Annotated in this window: 20 protein-coding genes; 14 read left to right on the forward strand and 6 right to left on the reverse strand. The window is 68.4% G+C overall.

The features are described 5' to 3' along the window. Positions 1-157: 157 nt before the first annotated feature. The 11 genes from ACFUO4_RS23395 (at position 158) to ACFUO4_RS23445 (ending at position 10,161) form a co-directional block, all read left to right on the forward strand. A complete protein-coding gene (locus ACFUO4_RS23395) occupies positions 158-1,486 on the forward strand; it encodes an MraY family glycosyltransferase (protein ID WP_079311053.1) in 1,329 nt (442 codons plus the stop codon). Positions 1,487-1,797: 311 nt separating this feature from the next. Next, positions 1,798-2,229, forward strand: coding sequence for a hypothetical protein (locus ACFUO4_RS23400; RefSeq protein ID WP_383487697.1), 432 nt, complete (start codon positions 1,798-1,800; stop codon positions 2,227-2,229). 216 nt (positions 2,230-2,445) lie between these two features. Continuing rightward, positions 2,446-3,285, forward strand: coding sequence for a F0F1 ATP synthase subunit A (gene atpB, locus ACFUO4_RS23405; RefSeq protein ID WP_059192325.1), 840 nt, complete (start codon positions 2,446-2,448; stop codon positions 3,283-3,285). Between the two features lie 78 nt (positions 3,286-3,363). After that, complete coding sequence (atpE, locus tag ACFUO4_RS23410; RefSeq protein WP_030860414.1) at positions 3,364-3,588, forward strand: ATP synthase F0 subunit C; 225 nt, start codon at positions 3,364-3,366, stop codon at positions 3,586-3,588. Positions 3,589-3,631: 43 nt separating this feature from the next. Beyond that, positions 3,632-4,183, forward strand: a complete 552-nt coding sequence (locus ACFUO4_RS23415; RefSeq protein ID WP_179143505.1) for a F0F1 ATP synthase subunit B — start codon at positions 3,632-3,634, stop codon at positions 4,181-4,183. Further along, positions 4,180-4,995, forward strand: a complete 816-nt coding sequence (locus tag ACFUO4_RS23420) for a F0F1 ATP synthase subunit delta (protein WP_079311051.1) — start codon at positions 4,180-4,182, stop codon at positions 4,993-4,995. The genes ACFUO4_RS23415 and ACFUO4_RS23420 overlap by 4 nt, the downstream gene beginning before the upstream one ends. 126 nt (positions 4,996-5,121) lie before the next feature. After that, a complete protein-coding gene (atpA, locus tag ACFUO4_RS23425; protein WP_383487701.1) occupies positions 5,122-6,711 on the forward strand; it encodes a F0F1 ATP synthase subunit alpha in 1,590 nt (529 codons plus the stop codon). Between the two features lie 21 nt (positions 6,712-6,732). Further along, the gene (locus tag ACFUO4_RS23430; RefSeq protein ID WP_079311049.1) at positions 6,733-7,650 is read left to right on the forward strand and encodes a F0F1 ATP synthase subunit gamma; all 918 of its coding nucleotides are present in this window, start codon (positions 6,733-6,735) and stop codon (positions 7,648-7,650) included. Beyond that, positions 7,650-9,086, forward strand: coding sequence for a F0F1 ATP synthase subunit beta (gene atpD / locus ACFUO4_RS23435; protein ID WP_079311048.1), 1,437 nt, complete (start codon positions 7,650-7,652; stop codon positions 9,084-9,086). The genes ACFUO4_RS23430 and atpD overlap by 1 nt, the downstream gene beginning before the upstream one ends. A gap of 110 nt (positions 9,087-9,196) precedes the next feature. After that, positions 9,197-9,571, forward strand: coding sequence for a F0F1 ATP synthase subunit epsilon (locus tag ACFUO4_RS23440; protein WP_046262507.1), 375 nt, complete (start codon positions 9,197-9,199; stop codon positions 9,569-9,571). Between the two features lie 143 nt (positions 9,572-9,714). Beyond that, entirely contained in the window at positions 9,715-10,161 is a 447-nt protein-coding gene (locus ACFUO4_RS23445; protein WP_383487706.1) for a DUF2550 domain-containing protein, read from the forward strand. Between the two features lie 9 nt (positions 10,162-10,170). Here ACFUO4_RS23445 and ACFUO4_RS23450 read toward each other — a convergent pair whose 3' ends face one another. From ACFUO4_RS23450 to ACFUO4_RS23460, 3 genes are all read right to left on the reverse strand, one after another. After that, positions 10,171-12,000 carry a glycosyl hydrolase family 18 protein gene (locus ACFUO4_RS23450; protein ID WP_383487709.1) on the reverse strand — a complete coding sequence of 610 codons (1,830 nt, stop codon included), beginning with the start codon at positions 11,998-12,000 and terminating at the stop codon, positions 10,171-10,173. Between the two features lie 118 nt (positions 12,001-12,118). Next, positions 12,119-12,760 (reverse strand): response regulator, encoded by a 642-nt coding sequence (locus ACFUO4_RS23455; protein WP_383487712.1) that lies wholly within the window; start codon positions 12,758-12,760, stop codon positions 12,119-12,121. Next, complete coding sequence (locus tag ACFUO4_RS23460; protein ID WP_383487715.1) at positions 12,757-13,947, reverse strand: sensor histidine kinase; 1,191 nt, start codon at positions 13,945-13,947, stop codon at positions 12,757-12,759. Before ACFUO4_RS23460 ends, ACFUO4_RS23455 begins: the two co-directional genes overlap by 4 nt. A gap of 151 nt (positions 13,948-14,098) precedes the next feature. On the opposite strand from ACFUO4_RS23460, the gene ACFUO4_RS23465 reads away from it, so the two are divergent. Beyond that, a complete protein-coding gene (locus ACFUO4_RS23465; RefSeq protein WP_383487718.1) occupies positions 14,099-14,632 on the forward strand; it encodes a hypothetical protein in 534 nt (177 codons plus the stop codon). On the opposite strand, the gene ACFUO4_RS23470 is transcribed toward ACFUO4_RS23465, so the two are convergent. From ACFUO4_RS23470 to ACFUO4_RS23480, 3 genes are read right to left on the reverse strand one after another with little or no spacing between them, the layout of a single operon-like run. Next, positions 14,629-15,201: a cob(I)yrinic acid a,c-diamide adenosyltransferase gene (locus tag ACFUO4_RS23470; RefSeq protein WP_132799019.1), complete on the reverse strand. Its 573-nt coding sequence runs from the start codon at positions 15,199-15,201 to the stop codon at positions 14,629-14,631. The genes ACFUO4_RS23465 and ACFUO4_RS23470 overlap by 4 nt on opposite strands. A gap of 13 nt (positions 15,202-15,214) precedes the next feature. Next, positions 15,215-15,964, reverse strand: coding sequence for an ABC transporter permease (locus ACFUO4_RS23475; RefSeq protein WP_383487721.1), 750 nt, complete (start codon positions 15,962-15,964; stop codon positions 15,215-15,217). Between the two features lie 10 nt (positions 15,965-15,974). Beyond that, positions 15,975-16,757, reverse strand: coding sequence for an ABC transporter ATP-binding protein (locus tag ACFUO4_RS23480; RefSeq protein ID WP_383487724.1), 783 nt, complete (start codon positions 16,755-16,757; stop codon positions 15,975-15,977). An 80-nt stretch (positions 16,758-16,837) separates the two neighbouring features. Between ACFUO4_RS23480 and ACFUO4_RS23485 the strand changes: the two genes are divergently transcribed. Together ACFUO4_RS23485 and ACFUO4_RS23490 are read left to right on the forward strand one after the other, a co-directional pair. Next, entirely contained in the window at positions 16,838-17,479 is a 642-nt protein-coding gene (locus tag ACFUO4_RS23485; protein ID WP_079311042.1) for a TetR/AcrR family transcriptional regulator, read from the forward strand. A gap of 137 nt (positions 17,480-17,616) precedes the next feature. Further along, a complete protein-coding gene (locus ACFUO4_RS23490) occupies positions 17,617-18,465 on the forward strand; it encodes a 3-hydroxyacyl-CoA dehydrogenase family protein (RefSeq protein WP_079311041.1) in 849 nt (282 codons plus the stop codon). The last annotated feature ends 91 nt before the right edge of the window (positions 18,466-18,556 follow it).

Consider the following 18,556-nt stretch of genomic DNA (forward strand, 5'->3'; position numbering starts at 1 on the left):
GGTAGGCGCACCGTCGTCGGACCCGTCGTACGCCTGGTTTCGGCACGGGTGCACAGCCGCACGTGCAACCATCGTCGCTACCCGGAAGTCCCCAACCATATGCGTCCATCGCTAGGGTGTGGGGCTGAGATGGCCAGCGAGACCTGTGGGGAAGCCCGTGCGTGAATACCTGCTGACGCTCTGCATCACGGCCGCGGTGACGTATCTGCTGACAGGGCCGGTACGGAAGTTCGCGATCGTGGCCGGAGCGATGCCGGAGATCAGGGCCCGTGACGTGCACCGGGAACCGACTCCGCGGCTCGGCGGTATCGCCATGTTCTTCGGCCTGTGCGCCGGGCTCCTGGTCGCCGACCACCTCACCAACCTCAACGGGGTCTTCTCCCAGTCCAACGAGCCGCGCGCGCTGCTCTCCGGCGCCGCCCTGATCTGGCTGATCGGCGTCCTGGACGACAAGTTCGAGATCGACGCCCTGATCAAGCTGGGCGGCCAGATGATCGCCGCCGGCGTGATGGTCATGCAGGGTCTGACGATCCTGTGGCTGCCGGTGCCCGGCGCCGGCACCGTCGCGCTGACCCAGTGGCAGGGCACCCTGCTGACCGTGGCGCTGGTCGTCATCACCATCAACGCGGTCAACTTCGTCGACGGCCTGGACGGCCTGGCCTCCGGCATGGTCTGCATCGCCGCCGCCGCGTTCTTCATGTACGCCTACCGCATCTGGTACTCGTACGGCATCGAGGCCGCCGCCCCCGCGACGCTGTTCGCGGCCATCCTGATGGGCATGTGCCTGGGCTTCCTGCCGCACAACATGCACCCCGCGCGCATTTTCATGGGCGACTCGGGCTCGATGCTGATCGGGCTGGTCCTGGCCGCGGGCGCGATCTCCATCACGGGGCAGGTCGACCCGGACAGCCTGTTCGGCGGGTCCCAGCGCCAGACCGTGCACCACATGGTCCCGGTCTACATCCCGCTGCTGCTGCCGCTGACCATCATCGCGATCCCGGCCGCCGACCTGGTCCTCGCCATCGTGCGCCGCACCTGGCGCGGTCAGTCGCCGTTCGCCGCCGACCGCGGGCATCTGCACCACCGGCTGCTGGAGATCGGGCACTCGCACAGCAGGGCCGTCCTGATCATGTACTTCTGGTCGGCGCTGATCGCCTTCGGCGCGCTCGCCTACTCCGTGAACTCCGCGTCCATGTGGATCGTGCTCGGTGTGGTGATCCTCTCGGCGATCGGGCTGCTGTTGCTGCTGATGCCGCGCTTCACGCCGCGTGCCCCGATGTGGGCGCAGGCCTTCGTGCCGCCGCGTTATCGCCGTCGCCGCAAGGCGGTTGCGGAATCCGCGCCCGCCGTGGAGCCGACGGCTCCCGCGGTCGACGAGGAGGAGCGCACGCCGGTCGCCGTCGGGGTCTCCGGTGTCAATGGGGCGACCGCGATCGGCGCCCGTTCGCGTTTCCTGGACCGGCGGAAAGCCGGGTCGTCGCGCTGACGCGGCAAGGTAAGAATCTGACTAGAGCATTGCCAAGTCGTGGGAGTGAGTTGGGGGTGCAAAGCGCCCCAATACCAGACATGTCGGCTGCGTTCTTGCACAGACGTGCACCATCACTCTCACGTGTGACAGCAAGCACACCAACCAGGTAAAGACCTCATCAAATAGTTTGTGATACGGTTCACGAGAACCCGGGATAGAGCCGAAGGACCGTAGTGCGACGGTCCATTGGTGTGAGGTCCCCTCTCGGCCCGGGACTACGCTCGTCCATGACGACACCCCTTCCCCCCGTTGAAAGCGGAGTTGCCGCCATGCCGTCCAACGACGTCCGGATCCTGGCCCAGGCTGCTGTGCCCACAGCTGCCGTCGGCGCGATTGCCGCCGTCGTCAGTGGTGTGGTCGCCGGCGGCAAAGGGGCGATCGGGGCAGTCGTCGCGACGCTGATCGTGATTCTCTTCATGGGAATCGGTCTCTACGTTCTGCAGCGCACTGCCAAATCGCTTCCGCACCTGTTCCAGGCGATGGGCCTGATGCTCTACGCGGCTCAGATCCTGCTGCTGTTCGTGTTCCTCGCCGCTTTCAAGAACACGACGTTGTTCCACCCCAAGGCTTTCGCACTGACTCTCGTCGCCGGCACCCTCGCGTGGATCGCCGCGCAGACACGTGCGCACATGAAGTCCAAGATCCTTTACGTCGAACCCGATTCGGGTAACAAGCCCGAAAAATCGGGGCACTCGTCGTGAGGGGTAGGGGCGGGATAAAGGCGCACGAGAAGTCCTGCTATCGTCCGGTGCCAACTGCGGCATCGCGGGCGCGGGCATCTGAGCTGACGCCTGCTCAATCTCACTCGCGAGGCGAGATGCCCCCCAGCCGCCCCCACATCCGTAACACCAGTCCCGTGCCGAACCGCGGCCCTGCGCCGCGCCGACACAACGAGGTTGCCGTACCTATGCGCCACGATGAAGGAGCCCGCGGTGAGTGCTGACCCGACGCAGACGCTCGCTTTCGACACGAGCTGTCACCTGTTCGACGGGTGTGGCTTCCCGGCTCCGGGCCTGCACTCGTTCATGTTCGAGCCGCTCTGGGGCGACGCTGACGGCAACGGCGCGTACTTCAACAAGCCGATGCTGCTGGCCCTGCTGGGCTCCATCATCATCGTCGGCTTCTTCTGGTCCGCCTTCGCCAAGCCGAAGCTGGTCCCGGGCAAGCTCCAGATGGTCGCCGAGGCCGGCTACGACTTCGTACGCCGCGGCATCGTCTACGAGACGATCGGCAAGAAGGAGGGCGAGAAGTACGTCCCGCTCGCCGTCTCGCTGTTCTTCTTCATCTGGATCATGAACCTCTGGTCCATCATCCCGGTCGCCTCCTTCCCGGTGACGTCGATCATCGCGTACCCCGCCGTACTGGCCGCGATCGTCTACATCACCTGGGTCTCGCTCACCTTCAAGCGGCACGGCTTCGTGGGCGCCTTCAAGAACTTCACCGGCTACGACAAGTCGCTGGGCCCGGTGCTCCCGCTGGCCATGACCATCGAGTTCTTCTCGAACCTGATCGTCCGCCCCTTCACGCACGCGGTGCGACTCTTCGCGAACATGTTCGCCGGCCACACCCTGCTGCTGCTCTTCACGATCGCCAGCTGGTACATGCTCAACGGCATCGGCATCGCCTACTCCGCAGTGTCGTTCGTGATGGTCATCATCATGACCGCCTTCGAGCTCTTCATCCAGGCCGTTCAGGCGTACGTCTTCGTCCTCCTGACCTGCACCTTCATCCAGGGCGCGCTCGCCGAGCACCACTGAGCCGAGCCCTCGGTCACACCCCCAGAGACATCCGGTGGCCAACCCCCACCGGTCACGTAAAGAGAAGGAAGAACTGGCATGTCCCAGATGCTCGCTGCGGTCGACGGCAACCTCGGCTCCATCGGCTACGGCCTCGCGGCGATCGGCCCGGGCGTCGGCGTCGGCATCATCTTCGGTAACGGCACGCAGGCCCTCGCCCGCCAGCCCGAGGCCGCCGGTCTGATCCGCGCCAACCAGATCCTCGGCTTCGCCTTCTGTGAGGCGCTCGCCCTCATCGGTCTGGTCATGCCGTTCGTCTACTAAGACGAACCAAACGACCAGCCGTAATTAGACGAAAGGCACTGATGTGAACCACGCACTGGTTCAGCTGGCGGCCGAGGCGGAGAAGGAGAACCCCCTCATTCCGCCGTGGCCGGAGCTCGTCATCGGCCTGATCGCCTTCGTCATCGTCTTCGGCTTCCTCGCCAAGAAGCTCCTCCCGACCATCAACAAGGTTCTGGAAGAGCGGCGCGAGGCCATCGAGGGCGGTATCGAGAAGGCCGAGGCCGCACAGACCGAGGCCCAGAGCGTCCTTGAGCAGTACAAGGCACAGCTCGCCGAGGCCCGCCACGAGGCCGCGCGCCTGCGCCAGGAGGCGCAGGAGCAGGGCGCCACGCTCATCGCCGAGATGCGCGCGGAAGGCCAGCGGCAGCGTGAGGAGATCATCGCCGCCGGTCACGCGCAGATCGAGGCCGACCGCAAGGCCGCCTCGCAGGCGCTGCGCCAGGACGTCGGCAAGCTCGCCACCGACCTGGCCGGCAAGCTCGTCGGTGAGTCCCTCGAGGACCACGCCCGGCAGTCCCGCGTGATCGACCGCTTCCTCGACGAGCTCGAGGAGAAGGCCGAGGCCGCGCGATGAACGGAGCGAGCCGCGAGGCCCTGGCAGCCGCACGTGAGCGTCTCGACGCGCTGACGGACAACACGTCCGTGAACGCCGGCACGCTCGCCGACGAGCTGGCCGCCGTCACCGCGCTGCTCGACCGCGAGGTGTCGCTGCGTCGGGTCCTGACCGACCCGGCGCAGGCCGGCGAGGCCAAGGCCGAACTGGCCCAGCGTCTTCTCGGCGGCCAGGTCGGCGGCGAGGCCGCGGACCTGGTGTCCGGCATGGTGCGCTCCCGCTGGTCGCAGTCGCGCGACCTGGTGGACGCCCTGGAGGAGCTGGCGAACCTCGCCGACCTCACCGCCGCGCAGCGGGCCGGCGCGCTCGACGACGTGGAGGACGAGCTGTTCCGGTTCGGCCGGATCGTCTCCTCGAACACCGAGCTGCGGGCCGCGCTCACCGACCGCGCCGCGACCGGCTCGGCCAAGGGCGAGCTGCTGCGCAGCCTGCTCGGCGGCCGTGCCCACGCGACCACCGAGCGTCTGGTGACGCGTCTTGTGACCGCGCCGCGGGGACGTAGCCTGGAAGCGGGACTGGAGTCCCTGTCCAAGCTCGCCGCGGACCGTCGCAACCGGCTGGTCGCCGTCGTCACCTCGGCGGTCCCGCTGAGCGACACCCAGAAGCAGCGCCTGGGCGCCGCGCTCGGGAAGCTCTACGGCCACCAGGTCCACCTGAACATCGACGTGGACCCCGAGGTCCTCGGCGGTATCCGGGTGCAGGTCGGCGACGAGGTCATCAACGGCTCCATCGCGGACCGCATCGAGGACGCCGGCCGCCGCCTGGCGGGCTGAGCAGCAACTTCATAGCAGTACGTACTTACGACGGCCCTGGTTGGGCCGTACATGAAGAATCCTGGGGGTCGCCCCCAGACCCCCAAAGTGAAACTTCGGGCCCAACAAGGAGAGCAGGGAACCCAGATGGCGGAGCTCACGATCCGGCCGGAGGAGATCCGGGACGCGCTGGAGAACTTCGTCCAGTCGTACAAGCCGGACGCGGCCTCGCGCGAGGAGGTCGGTACGGTCACCCTTGCCGGCGACGGCATCGCGAAGGTCGAGGGTCTGCCCTCGGCCATGGCCAACGAACTGCTGAAGTTCGAGGACGGCACCCTCGGCCTCGCGCTCAACCTGGAAGAGCGCGAGATCGGCGCCATCGTCCTCGGTGAGTTCAGCGGCATCGAGGAGGGTCAGCCGGTCACGCGCACCGGCGAGGTCCTCTCCGTGGCCGTCGGCGAGGGCTACCTCGGCCGCGTCGTCGACCCGCTCGGCAACCCGATCGACGGCCTCGGCGAGATCGAGACGTCCGGTCGTCGTGCCCTCGAGCTGCAGGCCCCCACGGTCATGCAGCGCAAGTCGGTGCACGAGCCGATGGAGACCGGCTACAAGGCCGTCGACGCGATGACCCCGATCGGCCGTGGCCAGCGTCAGCTGATCATCGGTGACCGTCAGACCGGCAAGACCGCCCTGGCCGTCGACACGATCATCAACCAGCGCGACAACTGGCGCTCGGGCGACGTGAACAAGCAGGTCCGCTGCATCTACGTCGCCATCGGCCAGAAGGGCTCCACCATCGCGTCGGTCCGCCGCGCGCTGGAGGAGAACGGCGCGCTGGAGTACACGACCATCGTCGCCGCCCCCGCGTCCGACCCGGCCGGCTTCAAGTACCTGGCGCCGTACACCGGTTCGGCCATCGGTCAGCAGTGGATGTACGAGGGCAAGCACGTCCTCATCATCTTCGACGACCTGTCGAAGCAGGCCGACGCCTACCGCGCTGTGTCGCTGCTGCTGCGCCGCCCGCCGGGCCGTGAGGCCTACCCGGGTGACGTCTTCTACCTGCACTCCCGTCTGCTGGAGCGCTGCGCCAAGCTCTCCGACGACATGGGTGCCGGCTCGATGACCGGTCTGCCGATCGTCGAGACCAAGGCCAACGACGTCTCGGCGTTCATCCCGACCAACGTCATCTCCATCACCGACGGCCAGTGCTTCCTGGAGTCGGACCTCTTCAACGCCGGTCAGCGCCCCGCGCTGAACGTCGGTATCTCCGTCTCCCGAGTCGGTGGTTCCGCGCAGCACAAGGCGATGAAGCAGGTCTCCGGCCGTCTGCGCGTGGACCTCGCCCAGTTCCGTGAGCTGGAGGCGTTCGCCGCCTTCGGTTCCGACCTGGACGCCGCGTCGAAGGCGCAGCTGGAGCGCGGTCAGCGCATGGTCGAGCTGCTCAAGCAGGCTCAGTACCAGCCGATGTCCACCGAGGACCAGGTCGTCTCCGTCTGGGCCGGCACCACCGGCAAGATGGACGACGTCCCGGTCGCCGACATCCGCCGCTTCGAGAAGGAGCTCCTGGAGTACCTGCACCGCAAGGAGCAGGGCCTCATGGCCTCCATCCGCGAGGGCGGCAAGCTGTCGGACGACACCCTCACCGCTGTTGCCGACGCGATCGCCGACTTCAAGAAGCAGTTCGAGACCTCGGACGGCAAGCTTCTCGGCGAGGACGCTCCGGCCGCCGCCAAGTGACGTAAGGAAGGGACCTGACTCATGGGAGCCCAGCTCCGGGTCTACAAGCGTCGCATCCGATCCGTCACCGCGACCAAGAAGATCACCAAGGCGATGGAGATGATCGCCGCCTCGCGCGTCGTCAAGGCGCAGCGCAAGGTGGCGGCCTCCACGCCGTACGCGCAGGAACTGACGCGTGCGGTCACGGCGGTCGGTACCGGCTCGAACACGAAGCACCCGCTGACCACGCAGGCCGAGACGGTCGTGCGGTCCGCGGTGCTGCTCCTGACGAGCGACCGTGGTCTCGCCGGCGCCTTCAACTCCAACGCCATCAAGGCCGCGGAGCAGCTGACCGCGCGTCTCGAGGCCGAGGGCAAGGAGGTCGACACGTACATCGTCGGCCGCCGCGGTCTGGCCCACTACAACTTCCGCGAGCGCAAGGTCGTGGAGTCGTGGTCGGGCTTCACCGACGAGCCCACGTACGCGGACGCCAAGAAGGTCGCGGGTCCGCTGATCGAGGCCATCGAGAAGGACACGGCCGAGGGTGGTGTGGACGAACTCCACATCGTCTTCACCGAGTTCGTCTCGATGATGACGCAGACGGCGCTCGACGACCGTCTGCTGCCGCTCAGCCTCGAAGAGGTCGCGAAGGAAGCAGCCCCCAAGGGCGAGATCCTTCCGCTGTACGACTTCGAGCCGTCGGCGGAGGACGTCCTCGACGCCCTGCTGCCGCGCTACGTCGAGAGCCGTATCTACAACGCGCTGCTCCAGTCGGCTGCCTCCAAGCACGCCGCCACGCGCCGCGCGATGAAGTCGGCCACCGACAACGCAGGAGAGCTCATCACCACGCTCTCCCGACTTGCCAACGCGGCCCGCCAGGCCGAAATCACCCAGGAAATCAGCGAGATCGTCGGTGGCTCCGCAGCCCTGGCCGACGCGACCGCGGGGAGTGACCGCTAATGACCACCACTGTTGAGACCGCGACGGCCACGGGCCGCGTCGCCCGGGTCATCGGCCCGGTCGTCGACGTGGAGTTCCCCGTCGACGCGATGCCCGACATCTACAACGCCCTTCACGTCGAGGTGGCCGACCCGGCCAAGGACGGCGAGAAGAAGACGCTGACCCTGGAGGTCGCCCAGCACCTGGGTGACGGCCTGGTCCGCACCATCTCCATGCAGCCCACCGACGGTCTGGTCCGCCAGGCCCCGGTCACCGACACCGGCGCCTCCATCACGGTCCCGGTCGGCGACTTCACCAAGGGCAAGGTGTTCAACACCCTCGGTGAGGTGCTGAACGTCGACGAGCAGTACACGGGCGAGCGCTGGGGCATCCACCGCAAGGCCCCGAACTTCGACGAGCTCGAGTCGAAGACCGAGATGTTCGAGACCGGCGTCAAGGTCATCGACCTTCTCACCCCGTACGTCAAGGGTGGAAAGATCGGTCTGTTCGGTGGTGCCGGCGTCGGCAAGACGGTGCTCATCCAGGAGATGATCTACCGCGTCGCCAACAACCACGACGGTGTCTCCGTGTTCGCCGGTGTCGGTGAGCGCACCCGTGAGGGCAACGACCTCATCGAGGAGATGTCGGACTCGGGCGTCATCGACAAGACTGCCCTGGTCTTCGGTCAGATGGACGAGCCCCCGGGCACCCGTCTGCGCGTGGCCCTCGCCGGTCTGACCATGGCGGAGTACTTCCGCGATGTGCAGAAGCAGGACGTGCTGTTCTTCATCGACAACATCTTCCGCTTCACCCAGGCCGGTTCCGAGGTGTCGACCCTGCTCGGCCGTATGCCCTCCGCGGTGGGCTACCAGCCGAACCTGGCCGACGAGATGGGTCTCCTCCAGGAGCGCATCACCTCGACCCGTGGTCACTCGATCACCTCGATGCAGGCGATCTACGTCCCCGCGGACGACCTGACCGACCCGGCCCCGGCCACCACGTTCGCCCACCTCGACGCGACGACGGTTCTCTCCCGTCCGATCTCCGAGAAGGGCATCTACCCGGCCGTGGACCCGCTGGACTCCACGTCCCGCATCCTGGACCCGCGCTACATCGCGCAGGACCACTACGACGCCGCCATGCGCGTCAAGACGGTCCTGCAGAAGTACAAGGACCTCCAGGACATCATCGCGATCCTCGGTATCGACGAGCTCGGCGAGGAGGACAAGCTCGTCGTCCACCGTGCCCGTCGCGTGGAGCGCTTCCTGTCCCAGAACACCCACGTCGCCAAGCAGTTCACCGGCGTCGACGGGTCGGACGTCCCGCTGGACGAGTCGATCGCGGCCTTCAACGCGATCATCGACGGCGAGTACGACCACTTCCCGGAGCAGGCGTTCTTCATGTGCGGTGGCATCGAGGACCTCAAGGCCAACGCCAAGGAGCTCGGCGTCTCCTGAGCCTCGCGCTCTGACGAGGGGGCGGGGTACGTCCCGCCCCCTCTTTCACGCCTACTAGACTTGTAACCAACACCCGGTGACCCCGCCGGGTGGTGACCCGAGGAGCCACCTTGGCTGCTGAGCTGCACGTCGCGCTGGTCGCGGCCGACCGAGAGGTCTGGTCCGGCGAGGCCACCCTGGTCGTCGCGCGCACCACGTCCGGCGACATCGGCGTCATGCCCGGTCACCAGCCGCTGCTCGGTGTGCTGGAGTCGGGCCCGGTGACCATCCGTACGAGTGATGGTGGAACGGTCGTCGCCGCGGTGCACGGCGGTTTCATCTCGTTCGCGGACAACAAGCTGTCGCTGCTGGCCGAGATCGCCGAGCTGTCGGACGAGATCGATGTCCAGCGCGCCGAGCGCGAGCTGGAGCGCGCGAAGGCGGAGGGTGACGCCGCCGCCGAGCGCCGCGCGGACGTACGCATCCGCGCGGCGGCGACGCGCTAGCCTGCGCGAGACCGTATGACGTCACTCAGCCGCGGCTGGGACCGGAGAAATCCGGCCCCGGTCGCGGCTGAGGCGAATGTGGACGTTTTTTCCAATCCGTTACTGAGTAATCCGTTACCGAGTAGACGAGGAGGTCGGTGTCGATGGTCCTCGCTCTGACTGTGTGCGGAGTCGTGGTCGCCCTGGTGGTCCTTGGCCTGTTCGTCTTCGGTCTGCGCCGCAGACTCATCCAGCGCTCGGGCGGCACCTTCGACTGTTCCCTGCGCTGGGACGTCCCGGAGAAAACCGACACCAGTGGCAAGGGCTGGAGCTACGGCGTCGCCCGCTACAACGGCGACCGCATCGAGTGGTACCGCGTCTTCTCGTACGCCTACCGCCCGCGCCGCGTGCTGGAGCGCGCCACGATCGAGGTCGCCGGCCGCCGCCTGCCCGAGGGCGAGGAGGAGCTGGCGCTCCTGTCGGACGCCGTCGTCCTCACCTGCCTCCACCGGGGCACGCGTCTGGAGCTCGCCATGAGCGAAGACGCGCTGACCGGTTTCCTCGCGTGGCTTGAGGCAGCCCCGCCCGGTCAGCGCGTCAATGTCGCGTGAGTACCGCTGCTAGCTGAGACCGCTGTTGATGGCGCTCACCAGCTCGCCGTTGGAGCTGTCTCCGCTGAACTCCCAGAAGAAGGCGCCGCCGAGGCCCTGGTTCTTGGCCCAGGTCATCTTGGTGCCGATGGTGGCGGGGGTGTCGTACGACCACCAGTTGCTGCCGCAGTAGGCGTACGCCGTGCCGCCGACGGTGCCGGTGGCGGGGCAGGACGTCTTGAGGACCTTGTAGTCCTCGATGCCCGCCTCGTAGGTGCCGGTCGCCGGGCCGGTGGCGGTGCCGCCGGGGGCGGCCTGGGTGACGCCGGTCCAGCCGCGGCCGTAGAAGCCGATGCCGAGCAGCAGCTTGCTCGACGGCACGCCCTTCGCCTTCAGCTTGGCGATCGCGTCGGCCGAGTTGAAGCCGGCCTTCGGGATGCCGGAGTACGAGGTGAGCGGGGAGTGCGGGGCGGTGGGGCCGGTCTTGTCCCAGGCGCCGAAGTAGTCGTACGTCATCACGTTGTACCAGTTGAGGTACGCGGAGGCGCCGCCGTAGTCGGCCGCGTCGATCTTGCCGCCGCTGGAGGCGTCCGCGGTGATCGCGGCGGTGACGAGGTAGTCGCTGCCGAACTCCGAACGCAGCGCCGCCACCAGGTTCTTGAAGGCCGCGGCACCGGAGGTGTCACAGGTCAGACCGCAGGCGTTCGGGTACTCCCAGTCGATGTCGATGCCGTCGAAGACGTCCGCCCAGCGCGGGTCCTCGATGACGGACTTGCAACTCGCGGCGAACGCGGCCGGGTTGGCGGCGGCCTGGGCGAAGCCGCCGGAGTAGGTCCAGCCGCCGAAGGAGTACAGCACCTTGATGTTCGGGTACTTGGCCTTCAGCTCACGCAGCTGGTTGAAGTTGCCGCGCAGCGGCTGGTCCCAGGTGTCGGCGACGCCGCTGACGGACTGGTCGGCGGTGTAGGCCTTGTCGTAGGCGGCGTAGGTGTCGTCGACGACGCACTTGCCGTCCTTGACGTTGCCGAACGCGTAGTTGATGTGCGTGATCTTCGAGGCGGAGCCCGAGGTCACCAGGTTCTTGACGTGGTAGTTGCGGCCGTAGACGCCCCACTCGGTGAAGTAGCCGAGCTTGACCTTGCCGCCGGTGCCGGGGTCCGGGTCGGTGGTGCCGCCGGTGGTCTTCACGGAGAGCGCGCCGCTGACCGGGCCGGTCTGGTCGGCGGTGTCACGGGCCTGGACGGTGTAGGAGTACGAGGTGCCGGCGGTGAGGCCGGTGTCGGTGTACGAGGTCGTCGTCACCGTCGCGACCTTGGTGCCGTTGCGCAGGACGTCGTAGTTCTTGACGCCCTTGTCGTCGGTGGCCGCGCTCCAGGTCAGCTTCACCGAGGTGTCGGTGACGCCCGACGCGGTCGGGGTGCCGGGGGCGCTGGGCGCGCTGTCGCTGGGGTTGGTGGTGCCGCCGTCACAACTGCCGCCGTTCAGCTTGCAGTTGGACGGGGAGCCGGAGCCGGCGCCGTTGAAGCCGAAGGAGACGGAGGCGCCGGGGGCGAGGGTGCCGTTCCAGGACTTGTTCTTGGCGGTCCAGTGGGTGCCGGACGAGGTGACGTCGGCGTCCCAGGCGGAGGTGACCGAGGTGCCGGAGGGGTAGTCCCACTCCACGGTCCAGGAGCTGAGGGTGGTGTCGCCGGTGTTCTTGACGGTCCACTTGCCTTCGAAGCCGCTGCCCCAGTCCTGGGTCTTGGCGAAGGTCGCGGTCGCGGAGGTCGCCGCCTCGGCGGGACTGGCCAGCCCGACCAGTCCGGCGAAGGGGAGCAACAGCGTCGCGAAGCCTGCTGCGGCTCTGTGTCTGAAGCGCATACCGCGCCTCCTTCTCGGGGATGGGGGCACGACTGAGCCTTCGTACCCACGGTGCCGCGAGAATAGAAAGGTCTGGACCACGGGTCAATAGGTCTGGACCACTCTCGTATGCAACCGCTCAGACACCCAACTCCTGCGCGAGTACGGCTGCTTGAACGCGGCTGCGCAGCTCCAGCTTGCCCAGGAGGCGGCTGACGTGCGTCTTCACCGTCGCCTCCGCCATGTCCAGGCGCCCCGCGATGTCCGCGTTGGACAGCCCTTCGCCCAGGCAGGACAGCACTTCGCGTTCACGGCGGGTGAGGCAGTCCAGGACGGCCGGGTCCGCGCTCGACTGCCGTACGGGCCTCGCCGCGAACTCGGCGATCAGGCGCCGTGTGACGGCCGGGGCCACGATGCCCTCGCCGCGGGCCACCGTACGGACCGCCTCGACGAGGTCCCTCGCCTCCGTGTTCTTCAGCAGGAACCCGGCCGCGCCCGCCCGCAGCGCCCCGAACACGTACTCGTCCAGGTCGAAGGTGGTCAGCACGAGGACGTCCGCGAGCCCCTCCTCCGTGACCTGCCGGGTCGCCGACACCCCGTCCAGGCGCGGCATCTGCACGTCCATCAGGACCAGCTCCGGCCGCAGCTCCCGGGCCAGCGCCACCGCCTCCTCCCCGTCGGCGGCCTCGCCGACCACCTCGACGTCGGGCGCGCTGCGCAGGATGAGGACGAGCCCGGCGCGTACGGCGGACTGGTCCTCGGCGACGAGCACACGGATCATGCGGGGTCTCCATCGGCGAGGGGGAGGGTGGCGCGGACCGCCCACAGGGTGCCCTCGGGTCCGGCCGGGGTGTCCTCAGGGCCGGCCTCGAAGGCGCCGCCCAGCAGGGCCACCCGCTCCCGCATACCGACCAGACCGGCTCCGGAACCGGGTGCGCGCGGCCCGTCCCGGTGGCCGTACGGGCTGGTCACGCGCACGTCGAGGGAGCCGTCGCGGCGGGCGAGGGCGACGGTCACGCGGCCGGGGCAGGCGTGCTTGAGCGCGTTGGTCAGGGACTCCTGGACGATCCGGTAGGCGGCCAGTTCGACGGGGGCGGGCACGGTCGTCCCCTGCTCGGCCTCCAGCGTGACGTCGAGGCCGTTGGTGCGGGCGTGCTCGACGAGGGCGCCGAGGCCGTCGAGGGTCGGGACCGCGGTCGGCTCCTCGTCGCCGTCGCGCAGGATGCCGATCAGCCGGCGCATCTCCGCCAGCCCCTTGACGCTGTTCTCGCGGATGACGCCGAGGGCCTCCGCGGAGGTCCTCGGATCGTCCAGGGACAGCGCCGCGGTGGAGTGGATCGCGATCGCGGAGAGGTGGTTGGCGACCATGTCGTGCAACTCCCGTGCCATCCGGGCGCGTTCGGCGGTGACGGCCTGGGTGCGGTCCATCTCCGCGAGCAGCGCGGTCTGTTCGGCACGCAGCCGGGCGGCTTCGGCGGCGTCACGGTGGTTGCGGACGATCCAGCCGGTGGCGGCGGGCCCGTACGCCACGACCCCGACGACCACCCCGATCAGGAGTGCCTCCGGCACCCGCCACACCGCGAACGGCACCAGTGTCGCGACGACCGTGAGCAGGCCGGTGACCCACTGGATGCGGCGGGCGGAGGCGAGCGGGCCGTACAGGACGGCCGCGTAGACGAGGTCGGTGAACATCAGCACCGACGCCAGGCTGCCCTGCGTCACCACGTCCGCGCAGATCGCGACCGTGCCGGTCAGCAGCGCCACCCGGGGCGCCGCCCGGCGCAGCAGCTCGCAGCCGGCCAGCACGGTGAGCGGCACCAGCACCGGCCAGGGACCGTCGAAGAGAGTGATCGGGTCACTGGACGGCCGGGTGGCCAGCCCGAAGAGCACCAGCACCAGACCCCCGAGCAGCCCGCCGCCCGCGATGTACACGTCGAAGCGGTGCGGGCGGGGGAGTCGTACGGCCATGTCCCCATGAAACACGGCCGCCGCGCGGCCCGCCTGATCCCCGGGGACGGTCCTGGACTGCATCTTTCGATGTACGGCGAGTTCGTCGCCGGCGACGACGAAAGCGGGGGACCGGGGCCCGAACCTGGAGACGAGGGAAGGGAGCGGATCCATGATCGTCGGACTGATCATCGCCTGCGAGGTGGCGTTCTGGGTGCTGCTGGCCACCGGGCTGGCCTTCCGGTACCTGCTGAAGATGCCGCGCACCGGGCTTGCCCTGCTGCTGTGCGAGCCGCTGCTGGAGCTGGTCCTGTTCACGGTCACCGCGATCGACCTGCGGGGCGGCGCCGAACCCGACTGGAAACACGGCCTGGCCGCCGTCTACATCGGCTTCACCGTCGGGCTCGGCCACGCCACGATCCGCTGGGCCGACGCCCACGTCGCCCACCGCTTCGCGGGCGGCCCGCCGCCGGTGCGGCCGCCGAAGTACGGCACGGCCCGCGCCGTCCACGAATGGAAGGTCGCGGGCCGCTGGGTGGTCGCCGCGGTGGTCGCCATGGTGCTGCTCCAGGCCGCGATCTGGTACGTCGGCGGCGCCGGCGAGACCGACTCGCTCCGGGCGTGGCAGCAGCGCATGCTCTGGGTGATCGGCATCAACGTCGTCATCGCCGGCAGCTACACGCTGTTCCCCAAACGCGAGCGCTAACGCTCGCCGCCGGGCACCCACAGCACGTCCCCGACCTCCTTGTTGGCCGTACGGGCCAGGATGAACAGCAGGTCGGACAGGCGGTTGAGGTAGGTCGCGGTCAGCGGGTTCATGACCTCGCCGTGCACCTCCAGCGCCGCCCAGGTGGACCGCTCGGCCCGTCGTACGACCGTGCAGGCCTGGTGCAGCAGGGCCGCGCCCGGCGTGCCGCCCGGGAGGATGAACGACCGGAGCTTCTCCAACTGCTCGTTGAAGCGGTCGCAGTCGGCCTCCAGCTTGTCGATGTAGAACTGCTCGACGCGCAGCGGCGGGAACTCCGGGTTCTCGACGACGGGCGTGGACAGGTCGGCGCCGACGTCGAACAGGTCGTTCTGGACGCGCGTGAGGACCTTGACAACCTCCTCTGCGAGCCCGCCGAGCGCGATCGCCGTCCCGATCACCGCGTTCGCCTCGTTGGCGTCGGCGTACGCCGAGATCCGCAGGTCGGTCTTGGCGACCCTGCTCATGTCGCCGAGGGCGGTGGTGCCCTGGTCGCCGGTCCTGGTGTAGATGCGCGTCAGATTGACCATGCGACCAGCGTAGTTACGCTCCGGCCGTCCGGAACACGCGTGTGCCCACTGTCACGGCGAGCGCCGAGAAACCGAGGGCGACCAGGACGCCGTACGCCATGTGGGCCGTCGTGTACTCGCCGACGTACGCGTCGCGCATCGCGTCCACCAGATAGCGGAACGGCATGAAGTGCGAGAGGACGTCCAGCCAGGCCGGGCCGAGCGTCATCGGGAGCATCAGTCCGGACAGCAGCATCGACGGCATCGACACGGCGTTGATGAGCGGACCGAACTCCTGGGGTGTGCGGACCTTCATCGCCACCGCGTAGGACAGCGAGGCGAGCGAGACGGTGAGCAGCCCGACGAACGCGAAGCCGATCAGGATGCCGGCCAGCGGCGCCCGGAGTCCCATCACCAGCGCGGCCAGCACCAGCAGCACCGCCTGGAAGACGAAGACCGTCGCGTCCCGCAGCACCCGGCCGAGCAGCATCCCGAGCCGGCTGACGGGCGTGACCCGCATCCGGTCCACGATCCCCGACCCCTTCTCCAGAATGATCATGAACCCGGCGAAGAGGGCTCCGAAGAGCCCGAGTTGCAGGAGCAGCCCCGGCACCAGGACCTGCCAGGAGCTGCCCTGCCCGCCGAGCGGCAGATCGGTCAGGAGAGGGCCGAAGAAGAGCAGATACAGCAGCGGCATGAGCACGCCGAAGAGCAGCGCGAAGCGGGACCGCAGCGACTGGCGCAGGTAGCGGCCGTAGATGAGCGCGGTGTCGTGGAGAAGCATGTCGCGGGTCCTATACGGCTACGGGGGCGGCGTCGGCCGGTGTGGCGCTGCGGCCGGTGATGGCGAGGAAGGTGTCCTGGAGGGTGGCGTCGATCGAGCCGCCGTACTCCAGCTTGAGCGCGCTCGGCGTGCCCTCGGCCACGACCACGCCCCGGTCGACGATCACCAGGCGGTCGGAGAGGGCGTCGGCCTCGTCGAGGTAGTGGGTGGTGAGGAAGACGGTCGTGCCGTGCTCGGCGCGCAGCCGCCGGATCAGGTCCCACAGGTCGGCGCGGCTGCCGGGGTCGAGGCCGGTGGTCGGTTCGTCGAGGAAGAGGACCTTCGGGCGGTGGGTGAGGGCCATCGCGATGTCCAGACGGCGGCGCTGGCCGCCGGACAGCTCCCCGCACTTGCGGTCGAGGAGCTCGGTCAGGCCGAGGTCGCGGGCCAGCTCCTCGGCGCGGTCGGCGGCCCGGGTCTTCGTCAGCCGGTAGAGGCGGCCCTGGGTGACCAGCTCCTCGCGGACGCTGATCTGCGGGTCGACGCCGCCGGACTGGGCGACGTATCCGCAGGCCCGGCGCACGCCGGCCGGGTCGGTGGCGAGGTCGTGCCCGGCGACGGTGGCGGTGCCGCCGGTCGGGGCGAGCAGGGTGGTGAGCATGCGCAGGGTGGTGGTCTTCCCGGCGCCGTTCGGGCCGAGGAAGCCGAGGATCTCGCCCTCGCGGACGGTCAGGTCGATGCCGCGCGCGGCCGCCACGGGGCCGCGCTTGGTCTGGAAGGTACGGGCCAGTCCGGCCGTACTGATGACGGTCATGGCCCTAGAAAAACAGGGTCTCTTAAATTTTGCAATGGCCCCAAAGTTTCATAGAGTCCAGCGAAGCTAGGATGGGGACCATGGCAGAGGGGCTCAGGGAGCGGAAGAAGCGCGAGACGAGGCAGCGGATCTCGGACATCGCCACCGGACTGTTCCTGGAGCACGGCTTCGTGACCGTGACCATCGCGGAAGTGGCCGAGGCGGCCGACGTCTCCGTCAACACCGTCTACAACTACTTCCCCGCGAAGGAGGACCTCTTCTTCGACCGGTCCTCCGGCGTCGTCGAACAGCTCTCGCGCTGGGTGCGTGCCCGGAGCGCGGGAGAGTCCGCCGCCCGGGCCGTGCTGCGCGAGCTGCGCGCGGAGGTGGAGGCGGTCTCGCCGCGGGTCGGGCTCATGGCGGGCTACGACCGCTTCATGCGCTGCATCCAGGAGGCCCCGCCGCTGCGTTCCCGGCTGTGGAGCCTCCAGCAGGAGATCCACGACCACCTCGAAGCCACCTTGCGAGAGGAGACGGGCGCGGACGCCGCCGACCCGCTGCCGGGGCTGATCGCCGGTCAGATCTGCTGGGTCCACTCGGAGGTGTTCGTCCGTATCGGGCGAGACATGGTCGCAGGGCGCAATCCGGGCGAAGTGTCGCGTGAGGTGCTGGTGTACCTGGACGACATCGAGGAGCTGTTGAGCGAGAAGGTGCTCAACTACGCCGTACGGGACCCCTCGTGACGTCTGCCGGTGTGATGTCCGTCAGATGAGACGTGACGCGCATTACTTACCGGTCACACAGCCCCTCACGAGCGCTAGGGTCCGCCGAAGAGGCAACTTAAACAGTGGGTAAGGCGTTCAAAAGGGGAGTCGCAACAGTGGCACGGAAGCTTGCCGTCATCGGCGCCGGCTTGATGGGTTCCGGGATCGCCCAGGTCTCCGCGCAAGCGGGCTGGGACGTCGTCCTGCGGGACGTCACCGACGAGGCCCTGAAGCGTGGCACCGACGGCATCAAGGCCTCGTACGACAAGTTCGTGAGCAAGGGCAAGATGGAGGCGCACGACGCCGACGCCGCCCTCGGCCGGATCACCGCGACCACCGACCTGGACGCCGCCGCGGACGCCGACATCGTCGTCGAGGCCGTCTTCGAGAAGCTCGACGTCAAGCACGAGATCTTCCGCGCCCTGGACAAGATCGTGCGTGAGGACACCGTCCTCGCCTCCAACACCTCCGCCATCCCGATCACCAAGATCGCCGCGGCCACCGAGCACCCCGAGCGGGTCGTCGGCGTCCACTTCTTCTCGCCGGTGCCGATGATGCAGCTCGTCGAGCTGGTCCGCGGCTACAAGACGAGCGACGAAACCCTCGCCACCGCGCGGGAGTTCGCCGAGTCCACCGGCAAGACCTGCATCGTCGTGAACCGGGATGTGGCGGGGTTCGTGACCACCCGGCTCATCTCGGCGCTCGTCGTCGAGGCCACCAAGCTGTACGAGTCGGGCGTCGCCACCGCCGAGGACATCGACCTCGCCTGCAAGCTGGGCTTCGGGCACGCCATGGGCCCGCTCGCCACGGCCGACCTGACGGGCGTCGACATCCTGCTGCACGCCACCAGCAACATCTACACCGAGTCCCAGGACGAGAAGTTCGCTCCGCCGGAGCTGATGCGCCGGATGGTTGATGCCGGTGACATCGGACGCAAGAGCGGGCAGGGCTTCTACACGTACTGATCAACACCCGAATTCACATACGCCCCTCTGGTGTCACACCGACGGGTGAATTCGGTATCGGTTCGCTTACAGACGGCAACCTCTGACCGCC

It is taken from the genome of Streptomyces sp. NPDC057280, assembly GCF_042668605.1.
Classification (GTDB): Bacteria; Actinomycetota; Actinomycetes; order Streptomycetales; family Streptomycetaceae; genus Streptomyces.